This is a genomic window from Agriterribacter sp., from assembly GCF_035497235.1.
Classification (GTDB): Bacteria; Bacteroidota; Bacteroidia; order Chitinophagales; family Chitinophagaceae; genus Agriterribacter.
On record NZ_DATJEB010000061.1, the window covers coordinates 39,220 to 51,942 of the forward strand.

The following is a 12,723-nucleotide window of genomic DNA, read 5'->3' on the forward strand; positions in this document are numbered from 1 at the left end:
AAAACCTATACTTCTTATTTTTGTATTTCGGTTTCGCTCTAAAAAACTACCCGTTAAAAATGGACAATTTAAAAAAATATATAGGTGCCATCACCAGTTTTTCAGAACAGAGCTGGGCGGCATTGTGTAATTGTATGACCGGAATAGAATTTAAGAAGAATGAACATTTGTTGAGAGAAGGGCAAGTCTGTAACTCCATTTTTTTTATCAGCTCGGGATTCTGTAAATCGTACTATAACCTGGACGGCAAAGAAATCAATACATCATTTTATTTTGAAAATGAATTTGCTACCAATATTAAAAGCCTGACCACAGCCTCAAAATCTGACTATAGTATAAAGGCCTGCGGCAAGGCGGCAGTTGTGCGGTTCGATAAAACCAAACTTTTAGAAGCGTATAGCCAATCCCATCAAATTGAAACTTTCGGAAGAAGGGTTCTGGAACTGATTACAATAAAGCAGGAAGAACATTCAGACACCTTTAAACTGTTAACGCCTAAACAAAGATTTGAAAACCTGGTCTCAAAACATCCTGATTTTTTACAAAGGATATCTCTTACCCAAATCGCGTCTTATTTAGGGATCAGCCGGGAAACACTGAGCAGGTTACGTACTCCACGATGAATTTTGTGATTTTTGACGCAGGTTTATTATCCGTATAAATGCCAGTTTTGCGACTTAAAGAAAATTATTCGTAAAATGAGCAATTCAATCTTAGTACAGCACTTTATTAACCAAATCTGGAACAATAACGCATTTGAAAAATTAGGCAGTTTTCTGCATCCGGCGTTTAAAGACTATTCTTTGCCACCTATGTTTTCTCCTGATCAGGAGGGAACTCAAAAATGGATTATCAGCACAGGAATTTCGTTTGAGCATAACACCATTATTGAAGAACAGGTAACCGAGGCCGACAAAAGCTTCGTGAAAATAAGAATGAATTTGAAACATATTGGCAATTGGCGAAACATTGAACCAACCGAAATAAACCTGCACACCACCGGCTACAGGCTCTTTAAACTTAAAGATGGAAAAATTATTGAACATTGGGCACTAATTGACGGACAGGTAATTGAGAATCAACTACGCGGGGCGTCTAACGGTTGTACAATAGCCATGTAAAGCCTCGGACCAGGTTGTATTCGATATCAATCCAACGGTGTTCACAGGAACAGAATTTTTTTTAGATTTTTTTGCGGTTATCGATGAATCCTGTTCAGGATATATTACTTTTATGCCCGGTTTGATCCGCCCTCATTTGCTACCTTCTTTATTTTCATCATTCAACCTTCAATTTTTATATGTCATGAAAAAGATACTTCTGGTTATTGTTCTTATTATAGTTGTTGCCATTGCCGGCATTGCCGGGTATTTAAAATTCGCGTTACCCGATGTAGCGCCGTCACCCGATCTCAAAGTAACGGTAACGCCTGAGCGCATTGCACATGGCGAGTACCTGGCCAACCATGTAGCGGTTTGCATGGACTGTCATTCCACCCGCGACTGGAGCCGCTTTGCCGGACCCATAGCCCCTGGCACGCTGGGAAAAGGAGGCGAATACTTTGGAAGGGAGATGGGTTTCCCCGGAAGCTTTTACTCCAAAAATATTACACCTCAAAACCTGGGATCCTGGACCGATGGCGAAATTTACAGAACCATTACCACAGGTGTAAATAAAAACGGGGAAGCATTATTTCCGGTAATGCCCTATTTGCATTATGGAAAAATGGATAAAGAAGATGTGTATGATATTATTGCCTATCTGCGGCAACTGCCCGTTATTAAAAGCACGATACCCCAGCGCAGTATAGATTTTCCAATGAGTTTTATTCTCAACACCATTCCTGCCAATAGTATTCCCCTGGAACGCCCTGCAAAAACAGACCTGGTAAAATATGGCGGATACATCGTTACCATTGCAGCTTGTATAGAATGTCATACCCAGGTTAAACAGGGTCAGCCAATCCCTGAACTGGCATATGGCGGGGGAAGAGAATTCCAAATGCCCAATGGCACAGTACGCTCGGCAAATATTACACCCGATGCCGAAACGGGCCTCGGCAACTGGACAGAAGATGCGTTTATAGCCCGGTTTAAAGCCTATACCGATACCGCGAATATATTCAAAGTAACTGCCGGCCAGGTAAATACTATCATGCCCTGGCCTATGTATGCAGGGATGGATACTACCGACATCAGGGCTATTTACGCGTATTTAAAAACGCTTCAACCCATTAAAAATAAAGTAGAACATTTTCAGTTAGCTGAAAATAAAGACCTGAAAAAGTAAAGATGCGGCATGGGGTTGTTTAAAAAGTAATATTTTGCCACAAAGCCTCTAACCTGCCTGGCAGGCAGGGGCACAAAGGAAAAAAAATCTGAAGATCAGGACTTTGTGCCTTAGGCTCTTAGTGGCACATCTTCTATACCGGCCCTTTTGATACAACCTCACAGCCTTAAAATAATTGCAGGGTTTCAAAACGCAGGTTGCTTACTTTTGCGGCACATGTCGCTTTTTATCACCTCTTTAAATTCGGGCAGTAATGGCAACTGCTATTATATAGGCAATGAAGCCGAAGCCGTATTGATTGACGCCGGCATCTCCTGCAGGGAAACCGAAAAAAGGATGAAGCGCCTGGGATTGAATATGAACCTGGTTAAAGCAATCTTCGTGTCGCATGAGCATTCAGATCATATTACCGGTATACCGGCATTATCTAAAAAATTTCAGCTTCCTGTTTATATCACCGCAGCTACATTGCAAGCTGCATCCATTCCTGTTGAAAAACAGCTTGTTCAAAGCTTTTTGCCACAACAGCCGGTAACTATCGGAAATTTAACCATTACCGGTTTTCCCAAATGTCATGACGCCTGCGATCCGCACAGTTTTGTAATATCAAACAACGGGGTTAAAGTAGGCGTATTTACTGATATCGGTAATTCATGCGCTCATGTTATTCATCACTTCAACCAATGTCATTCCGTTTTCCTGGAAGCTAATTATTGTGAGGATATGCTTGCCAACGGTAACTATCCCTATTATTTAAAAAAACGTATCAGTGGAGACAACGGCCATTTATCGAACACACAGGCGCTTGAATTATTTACACAACACAGGGCAGAGCATTTAACCCACCTGATCTTGTCGCATCTGTCTAAAAACAATAATAGTCCGGAATTAGTTGAACGGCTTTTTAATAAGGAAGCAAATGGCACCACTATTGTAGTTGCCTCCCGGTACCACGAAACACCGGTTTATTGTATTGCGGATACCGTTGATTATCCGCTTAATGCCGTTAAAAGGCCTGCATCACCCAAACATACCCAGCTTTCCTTGTTTTAAATGTTACCGCTTATTACCGGTTATGCTCACACGGCAACACCAAAAGGCAACATTTTCCGTTATCTTATCTCAATTTGAAACAGCATTTTTAAATGAAATGATGCGCTTCAACAGATAAAGTCCTTTTTTCTGCCGGTGCTGCCTGCGTATTTTTCCCTGTACATAATGGAAGTTTATGCATAAATACTATCGTAATGAAACAGGCTTACCATTGTACTATATAGCATTATATATGGCAAAACGCAGGTTTAATAACCCGCTACGGGTAAATGCTTAACCTGCTTTTATGGTAAATTTCCCGCCCTGTAGTGAAACAATGACTAAACATTAATAGGTTGACCTATTTTACAGGATGGCTAAAGGATGTTTCTTTGTGTAACAAATCCAATATATCCTTAACCAATCCAATTCCTAAACTAATATCCAATATCCGAAAACCACCAATCCGATACTATGTAAAAGCCATTGCTGCATTTGACGAACACCAACCCAATCCAATACCACCGATGAAAACCGCAGTGTATTTTAACCGTCCGTTTAAATCATTGCAACCTTTACGGCAACAGGAAATGTAACAAGTTTATCAGACTGATCCCCTTCACAACCTGAAAAAGAATTCATTTTCTGTTGCTTTTTTTTATGGCTTTACCGGCACATCCCCCCTCGACCTGCTTTCTTTCTCCCCTTCTGTTTATAACAGCTATAGCGTTGCTGAAACCTGCCAGCCCGGCTCCTTACTTTATCAATTTTTCTATTCCCTCATTCTGCGCTATTTTCGCTTAAATTTTTATACATGAATCTGCACGAATACCAGGCTAAAGAACTGCTGAAAAAGTTTAATGTTCCCGTTCAGGATGGCATACCTGTTGATACCGCCGAAAAAGCGGAAGAAGCATATAAGCAACTGAAAGTACAGTATGGAAATAATTTTGCTGTAGTAAAAGCGCAGATTCATGCCGGCGGACGCGGAAAAGGTAAGATACAGGGCTCTGAACAACGCGGTGTAGCCGTTGGTAAAAGTGCGGAAGATATTAAAACCATTGCCGGGAATATTATAGGACGTACTCTGGTAACCATACAAACGGGGCCGGCCGGTAAATTAGTGAGCAAAGTATTAATAGCGCAGGATGTATATTATCCCGGCGCCAACCCGGTAAAGGAATTTTATTTATCTGTACTGCTCGACCGCAGCAAAGGGCAGAATGTGATTATGTACAGTACCGAAGGTGGAATGGATATTGAACAGGTGGCGCACAATACACCCGACAAAATATTTAAAGAATGGGTTCATCCGTCTGGTGGCTTACTTCCTTTTCAGGCGCGTAAAATTGCATTTAACCTGGGGCTGAGCGGAGAAGCGTTTAAAAATTGTGTACGGTTCGTTACCAATTTATACAAAGCTTATGTAGACCTTGATTGCAGCATGCTTGAAATAAACCCGTTATTTAAAACCAGCGATGAAAAGATTATTGCGGTTGACTGCAAAATGAACCTGGATGACAATGCATTGATGCGTCATACCGACCTTGAGGCTTTACGCGATATTAGTGAAGAAGATCCTACGGAAGTGGAGGCGCATAAATACAATCTTAATTTTATAAAATTAGATGGTAATGTAGGTTGTATGGTTAATGGCGCGGGATTGGCTATGGCTACCATGGATATGATCAAACTCAGTGGCGGAGAGCCTGCCAACTTCTTAGATGTAGGCGGCACGGCCAATGCGCAAACCGTAGAAGCCGGATTCCGCATTATTTTAAAAGATCCAAAAGTAAAAGCTATTCTCATTAATATCTTTGGCGGTATTGTGCGTTGCGATCGCGTAGCACAGGGCGTTATTGATGCTTATAATTCCATTGGCGATATCAGGGTGCCTATTATAGTGCGCCTGCAGGGAACCAATGCAGAAGAAGCAAAGCGGTTAATTGAAGAGAGCGGACTGAAGGTACAATCTGCCATACTGCTGAGTGAAGCTGCCAGCCTGGTGAACAAGGCGGTGAGCGCTTAATGCGTATTACGTTATTTTAAGAAAAGGTGAAGGAGTACAATGCTTTCACCTTTTTATATGCACTGCCTTATCTTCTTTAAACGAACAAAAATGAACCTCCGTTTGTTGCATTACGTATACGGCGTATCCCTGCTGGCACTTGCGTTTTGCTGCCTGCCGGCCTGTAAAAAGGGCGTTAAGCAGCAGCAAGATGAATTGTATTCCCGTCATCTCCAGCGCAAGGTTATACTAACGGTTATTAGTACACCCATGCCTGATAATAATGCAGATATTAACCTGCTGGTGTGTAACGATGGACAGTTGTTTGATCAATTGAACATGGAGTTCATAGCAGACAGCCTTTACAGGGAGAACCGGCTTTCGCCCCTGGTTATCGTAGGTGTTCATGCGGGCAACCGTTGGGAAGAGTATGGTGTGGCGGAAAAATCGGGCAAAGCGGTGGCAGGCGGAAAAGCAGATCACTACGACAGTTTTTTCAATAATGAGCTGTATCCTTATGCGAAGAAAAACGCGGGGGTAAGAAAATTTAAATCTGTAGCTATTGCCGGCTTTGGCGCCGGAGGGTTATCTGCACTGGATATAGCATGGAACCACCCCGACAAGATCAGCCGTGCAGGCGTATTTTCAGGCGCATTTTCAAGGAAAGAAAAAAATGAGCCCGATACTTCAGCAAACGGAATGATGTTTGAAAAATTAAAAAGTTCCCGAAAACGTCCCCACCTGCAATATTGGTTCTACGCAGGCGCTAATGGCAGTACAGGTATTGCAAAAGACGATGCGGAAAACATAAGTGCTGCTACGGCTTCGGTGGCAGCGCTGCTGAAAAGTAAAAACTTTACCAGTGATGATGATATTGTTTACCAGGAGGGGGCAACAAACGACAGTAAAGCCTGGAGGCAGGCATTTCCTGGTTTTTTAGAATGGGCGTTTGGCAAATAAATCCCAATAGTAGATACGCATTGAACTTTTCATATACTGCTAAGAGAAAAGCTTTATTACCCTGCTATTTTTACACTTACAAGCCCTGAAAATCTTTGCTTTTTTTAAGAATAGTTATTTTTATTGATTAAGCTTGTACCGACAAAGGATTTGATGTAAGCCTGGAGGAGTTATCTTCTCCGGGCTTTTTGTTTCCTTCTACTAAACAGGTACACGGGTGGCCTATCGCTATACGCTTCGTGTAATACTCAAATAAAAAAGGTGAAGCAGCAACTAATATGCTACTTCACCTTGTAAAACAAATTATTAAAAAGACTCTTCTCTCACCACTCACTACTCACACCCCTCACCTCTTATAAACTCAGGCTCCATCCATCGCGGTACTGACGCTTAACGAACTGGTTGGCTGGTTCAAAGTTGGTGATCTTCATGTTCCTGGCATCCCACAACAGTTTTTTGCGGCCTGTAAAGCTATTTTTACCCCACCCACTTACGCTTGGATCCTGGTATAGCGCACTGCGGATAGCCAGGTTACCCATCAGGATACTTTCTGTAAAAGGTCCAGCATATTCAAAATTAGAACTGGTTTCGCCTTTACCATAACCCAGCATACATGCGTTTACCCATTGCAGATAATGATTTTCATCTGGTACCCGTTTGATGGTTTCTTTTACGGCTTTAGCGCTATCATTTTTAGAAAGCGGTAGCAGTCTGGGTTTTGCTCCATAGCAATCGGCAAGTAATTTACCTTTTGTTCCTATGAACAATACGCCACCATCCCAGTTTCCAAATTCTTCCTCAGGCAATAATTCATCCGGTCTTTTAGGCAGCAATCCACCATCGTACCAGGAAACTTTCAATGTACCTTTTTTATCTTTCCGGGGATATTCGAGATGGATAATAGATGCAACAGGACAACTGTCAATATAATTAGCCGGTTGATTCATACCAGCAGCATATTGGTTGGCTATGCTACATTCAGCCGATGACGGATAATCTATTGGTAGTATACGGTAGATAGGATCCATGATATGACAGGCCATATCACCTAGTGCACCGGTACCATAATTCCACCAGCCCCGCCAGTTAAATGGCAAATACGCCGGATTATAGTCTTCTTTAGGAGCAGTACCCAGCCACAAATTCCAATCCAGTTCGCTAGGAATGCTGTGATTACCGGTGGGTTTGGCAATTCCCTGCGGCCAAATAGGGCGGTTAGTCCATGCCTGGGCTTCCACAATATCTCCTATTAAGCCGGCATCATACAATTCCTTCATTCTCCTCACTCCATCTCCTGAGCCACCCTGGTTTCCCATTTGTGTTACCACTCTGTATTTTTTGGCAGCCTGTGCCAAAATACGGGCTTCATAAATATCGTGTGTCAGGGGTTTCTGCGTATATACATGCTTTCCCAGTTGCATGGCCGCCAGTGTAGCAACCGCATGGGTATGATCGGGTGTGGAAATAGAACAGGCATCAATATTGTTCTTTTCCTTGGCAAGCATTTCCCTGAAGTCTTTATAATATTTGGCTTTAGGAAAGTTTTGCCTTGATTTTACAGCCTGGCGATCGTCTACGTCAACCAGGGCAACAATATTAACATTAGGGCTTTTTGCAAAAGAAGAAAGGTCGCTTTCTCCTTTTCCTCCTGCACCAATACCAGCAATATTCAATTTATCGCTTGGCGCTACAAATCCTTTACCCAGCACATGACGGGGTACAATAAAATAGCCCGCGGCGGCAAGAGAAGCATTGCGCAGGAATTTTCTGCGGGAACCTTTGGACTTTGATTTTAATTTTTGGCTCATCGTTTATGAAATTTTGCATTAAGGTAAGAACATCTGGTGAGATTTGAGATGTAGGATTTAATATTTGAGATTTATTGATCTCTTTCGCGTACTCCTGCCGGTTATTCTTTTACTATATCCGCATCCGCACTGGAAGAAAAAGAATAGGGATAACTGCTTTCTTTGGCGCCACGTTCTTTATTGGGAGCGGCGGCCATAATAACATTGAAGCTGCCCCCTTTTTCTATATCAAAATGGCTGATCCAGTTGTTTTCATATTTTTTCCCGTTGAGCTGCGTTGCCTGAACATATTTGGCCGGTTCGCTATTGGCTGGGGCATTAATGATAAACTGTTTGCCATTCTCTAACCGTAAAGTAGCTTTTTTAAATAAAGGCGCGCCTAACACATATTGATCCGTTGCCGGGCAAACGGGATAAAAACCCAAAGCAGAAAAAACATACCATGCAGATGTTTGCCCGTTATCCTCATCGCCGCAATAGCCATCCGGCGTGGGTTTATACATCCTGCTCATCACTTCCCTAACCCAGTACTGGGTTTTCCAGGGTTCACCTGCATAATTGTACAGGTAGGTCATGTGCTGTATAGGCTGGTTACCATGCGCGTACTGCCCCATATTGGCAATCTGCATTTCACGTATCTCGTGAATAACGCCACCATAATAGCTGTCATCAAATAAAGGTGGCATTATAAATACCGAGTCAAGCATTTTTACAAAATTCACTCTGCCGCCCATCAGGTCCGACAGTCCCTTAATATCATGAAATACGCTCCATGAATAATGCCAGCTATTGCCTTCTGTAAAGGCATCGCCCCACTTTAAGGGGTTGAAGGGCTTTTGAAAACTGCCATCCATATTTTTTCCCCGCATGAGTTGGGTTTCGGGATCAAACAGGTTCCGGTAGTTCTGGCTTCGCCGGGCATACAGTTTTTGTTCCTCCCGGGGCCGGTTAAGCGCTTTTGCGAGTTGATATATGGTAAAGTCATCGTAGGCATATTCCAGTGTACGGGCGGCGTTTTCATTGATCTTTACATCATAGGGTACGTAGCCGAGCCTGTTATAATATTCCACTCCCTTCCTTCCAACGGCCGTTAAAGGTCCCTCATTATTGGCGCCATGCAGTAATGCTTCATACAAAGTGTTGATATCATAATTACGCAGGCCTTTAATATAAGCATCTGCCACCACGGAGGCTGAATTATTACCTACCATCACATCTCTCAAACCAGGGCTTGACCACTCGGGTAAAAAGCCGCTTTCTTTATAATCATTAATAAGTCCTTCCTGCATTTCTTTATTAATGGAAGGAAACATAAGATTGAGAAAAGGATATAAGGCCCTGAAAGTATCCCAAAAGCCCGTGCCGCCAAACATATAGCCCGGTAATACTTTTCCGTTATACGGACTGTAATGAACAATATTGCCATTCACATCTTTTTCATACAGTTTGTTGGGAAAAAAAACCATACGGTATAATACAGAATAAAAAGTGCGTACCTGGTCTACCGTTCCGCCTTCTACCAAAATACGGCTAAGGGTATTGTTCCAGGTGTTACGGCCTTTTTGTTTAACTGTTTCAAAGGGATCGTTACCAATTTCTCGCAGGTTCAGTTCAGCCTGTTTGTAGCTGATAAATGAGGAAGCCACTTTTGCGTTAACCCGCTCTCCCTTATTAAAAATTTTGAATGCCACTACAGCGCCGGCATGATTGTCTTCTACTTCCATGCGGGTAATATCCAGGTTATTGCCGTTAAACGTGGCTACATTACTAAACGGATGATCGAACTCAATAACGAAATAGTTTTTAAAATTAGCGGGTACTCCCCCACTGTTGCGGGTGGAATAACCAATGATTTTATGCTGAGCAGGAATGATCTTTACATAGGAACCTTTATCAAAAGCGTCTACTACCACAAAAGCGCTGTCGGTTTTGGGAAAGGTAAACCGGAACCGGGCTGCTCTTTCTGTTGGCGTTATTTCAGTAGTAACATCATAGTCGGCAAGATAAACGCTGTAATAATAGGGCATTACCGTTTCCGCCTTATGGCTGAACCAACTGGCGCGGTCATCTTCTTTAAAACGCAGTGTACCCGTTACCGGCATAATGCTGAACTGCCCGTAATCTTTCATCCAGGGCGAGGGCTGGTGCGTTTGCTTAAACCCTCTTATTTTATCGGCGCTGTACTGGTATTGCCAGCCGTCTCCCATTTTGCCGGTTTGCGGCGTCCATACATTCATACCCCAGGGCAACGCGATGGAAGGATAGGTATTGCCGTTAGACAGGCTGTGTTTGGAGTCGGTACCCATTAAAGGGTTTACCCAGTCTACGGGGTCGGTTACTTTGGTTACCATTTGGGCCGGAGAGACAGATATAATACAGCAGAGCAAAACAAATAATATAACTTTTTTCATAAGTATGCTATGTATTTGTTCTGCGAATATACCGGAAGTGGAAAATAAAAACTACATAGGGCAGAAGAATGGGGATATAGCTTACGCCGCAGGAATGAGCTTGTTGTTTAAAAATGCTTTCAAGAGATTATCATTTTGCGGGACGGAGTTCCGGAAGAACATATGGCGTACGAAGTTGTAAACTTCGTACAGCGAAAACCAGGTATAAGATTACTCACTTGTATTTCACAGAGTTTATACCAAATCTTCCTTCAAAATTTTTCATTATTTCCCTTACCTGTTAGTTAAAAAACTTCTTTAAACCCGCCCCATATCTTCGCCATCTTCCCGGGGTCTTTTCTCCAGGATATTATAATAGAGAGGATGGCAACATTTTTATAAACGATTCATCACCCGGTGTTACCCGGGAATTGCGCACTCACAAATCCAGAAATCTTCTTCGCGTTATTTCCGCCTATGCCTTCTACTTGTTTTAATTCCTCCTCCGTAGCGTTGATAACCGCTTTCAGCGTACCGAACTTTTTTAATAACCGGGCAGCTAACAGCGGCCCAACACCGGGTATCCCCTGCAGAAAAAACAATTGTCTTCTTACCAACCTTTTAGAACGATAATTTTTGGGGGCTGCAATCTGCAATGAAGCGGTATGATCCTGCCTGGCAGCCATTAGCAGTAAAGCTGCAGTATTTTCCCTGCTTTTTGAAAATATTACAGGCACCTGCCAGGAGATCAAAACAGACAACAGTGCGCCACGAATAGCGCAGTCTTCTATTTTATGGGCAGTATTATAAGGATTGCCTTCCACAATCAGCAACGGACGTGGCACCGACCGTTTCAGCCTTGCTATTTGATCAAACAGGCGATTGGCTATAATACTCTGCACAAAATCCTCCGCCGATTTCCGCTCTACTCCAATGGTTCCGTTAATAATATAATCTCCCGCAGGTAAGGAAGAAACAAGCAGTAATACCCCGGTATTGCCGGCAAGAAGCTCGGGGATACCGGAAGGGTTTTCTCTATAGTCGGCCTGTATGGAAATAGGCATAGGAAAGCGATTGTGACGAACGCAAGGTGTATTCAAACTTAAGCAAAAGTTTTGTGGGATAGAATTACGGGTGCATTTGAAATTGTCGCCGGTTAGGAAAACACCAACCCTTTGACAGTAGATGATTAAACTGGACAAAAGAACGCACTTTTCTTTAATGCATTACAATAAATCATTTAAATTGCCTTTCATAATTATAAAAATGAAAACACTGTTTATCTGCGTTTTTTTATTATCCGCTATTACCCTCCACGCCCAAACATCCAAAAAGAATGTAACCCTTTACATTTTTGACGAGAACTGGAAAGGCTGTAAGCTGGAAGGAGCTAAATACCTGGCCAGCCAGCAAAAGCTTGGGGATACGGCCTATGAATGGAAATATTATTGTTTCAACGGGCCGCTACTATCAGTAGAAACCTACAAAGACAAAGAAGCCAGTATTCCACATGGTGAGTTTATTTATTATGGTACGGATGGACAAATAGATTCTTCGGGCTATACTTTCGATGGTAAAAAGAATGACTGGTGGTATTATTACACGGATTCTTTTACGCTTTGGAAAAAGGAAAAATATGATATGGGAAAGTTATTAATGCGGATGGATTGGGCAGCAATAGAAGCAGAAAGAGAAGAGAATAAAAAGCAATCGGAAACAGAAAAGCATTGGGGAGAAGTGGAAGCCGTATTTAAAGGAGGAACAGAGGACTGGGTTAAATATATTCAGAAAAATATAAACTTTCCCGACCGCGCAAGAAATTTGAAAAAGCAAGGTAATCTTCTGATTCAGTTTGTAGTAAATACGGATGGTACTACCAGCGATACCAGGATATTGAGGTCTATTGAATATTCACTCGATGAAGAAGCCATACGCCTCATTAAAGATTCACCCAAATGGCGGCCGGCACACCAGGACGGTAAATTGGTAAAGGCTTTCAGACGACAGCCCCTGACGTTTCAGTTACCCCGGTAAGCTATTATTAGAGTGTTACCATTTTGCGGGACAGAGTCCCGGGAGAACATAGTGCATACAAAGTCGGAGACTGCTATGTAGAAAAGCATAGTGAGGTGTGATATGTGCGAAGAACTTCACATAAAATTAGATTTTAATATTCAGTAATCAAAATAATCTCCGACTGCTATATGCGGTCATTTCAACAATCGTATTGAAAGCC

The 12,723-nt window shown here is 42.4% G+C and carries 10 protein-coding genes; 7 read left to right on the forward strand and 3 right to left on the reverse strand.

Annotated elements, in window-relative coordinates; translation table 11 throughout:
- Positions 1–59: 59 nt before the first annotated feature.
- The 6 genes from VL121_RS21515 to VL121_RS21540 all read left to right on the forward strand — a co-directional run bounded on the left by VL121_RS21515 (position 60) and on the right by VL121_RS21540 (position 6,289).
- Positions 60–623 (forward strand): Crp/Fnr family transcriptional regulator, encoded by a 564-nt coding sequence (locus VL121_RS21515; RefSeq protein WP_325408677.1) that lies wholly within the window; start codon positions 60–62, stop codon positions 621–623.
- A gap of 75 nt (positions 624–698) precedes the next feature.
- Complete coding sequence (locus VL121_RS21520) at positions 699–1,121, forward strand: ester cyclase (protein ID WP_325408678.1); 423 nt, start codon at positions 699–701, stop codon at positions 1,119–1,121.
- Positions 1,122–1,305: 184 nt separating this feature from the next.
- Positions 1,306–2,289 carry a c-type cytochrome gene (locus tag VL121_RS21525; RefSeq protein WP_325408679.1) on the forward strand — a complete coding sequence of 328 codons (984 nt, stop codon included), beginning with the start codon at positions 1,306–1,308 and terminating at the stop codon, positions 2,287–2,289.
- Positions 2,290–2,505: 216 nt separating this feature from the next.
- The gene (locus VL121_RS21530) at positions 2,506–3,342 is read left to right on the forward strand and encodes an MBL fold metallo-hydrolase (protein WP_325408680.1); all 837 of its coding nucleotides are present in this window, start codon (positions 2,506–2,508) and stop codon (positions 3,340–3,342) included.
- A gap of 793 nt (positions 3,343–4,135) precedes the next feature.
- Positions 4,136–5,350, forward strand: a complete 1,215-nt coding sequence (gene sucC, locus VL121_RS21535) for an ADP-forming succinate--CoA ligase subunit beta (RefSeq protein ID WP_325408681.1) — start codon at positions 4,136–4,138, stop codon at positions 5,348–5,350.
- Positions 5,351–5,440: 90 nt separating this feature from the next.
- A complete protein-coding gene (locus tag VL121_RS21540; RefSeq protein ID WP_325408682.1) occupies positions 5,441–6,289 on the forward strand; it encodes an alpha/beta hydrolase in 849 nt (282 codons plus the stop codon).
- 353 nt (positions 6,290–6,642) lie between these two features.
- Here VL121_RS21540 and VL121_RS21545 read toward each other — a convergent pair whose 3' ends face one another.
- The 3 genes from VL121_RS21545 to VL121_RS21555 all read right to left on the reverse strand — a co-directional run bounded on the left by VL121_RS21545 (position 6,643) and on the right by VL121_RS21555 (position 11,551).
- Positions 6,643–8,097: a Gfo/Idh/MocA family protein gene (locus VL121_RS21545; RefSeq protein WP_325408683.1), complete on the reverse strand. Its 1,455-nt coding sequence runs from the start codon at positions 8,095–8,097 to the stop codon at positions 6,643–6,645.
- A gap of 101 nt (positions 8,098–8,198) precedes the next feature.
- Complete coding sequence (locus VL121_RS21550; RefSeq protein WP_325408684.1) at positions 8,199–10,508, reverse strand: GH92 family glycosyl hydrolase; 2,310 nt, start codon at positions 10,506–10,508, stop codon at positions 8,199–8,201.
- Positions 10,509–10,897: 389 nt separating this feature from the next.
- Positions 10,898–11,551, reverse strand: coding sequence for an ERCC4 domain-containing protein (locus VL121_RS21555; RefSeq protein WP_325408685.1), 654 nt, complete (start codon positions 11,549–11,551; stop codon positions 10,898–10,900).
- A 202-nt stretch (positions 11,552–11,753) separates the two neighbouring features.
- Here VL121_RS21555 and VL121_RS21560 point away from each other — a divergent pair, with 202 nt between their 5' ends.
- On the forward strand, positions 11,754–12,521 hold the full coding sequence (locus VL121_RS21560; protein ID WP_325408686.1) for an energy transducer TonB: 768 nt from the start codon (positions 11,754–11,756) through the stop codon (positions 12,519–12,521).
- Positions 12,522–12,723 lie beyond the last annotated feature (202 nt).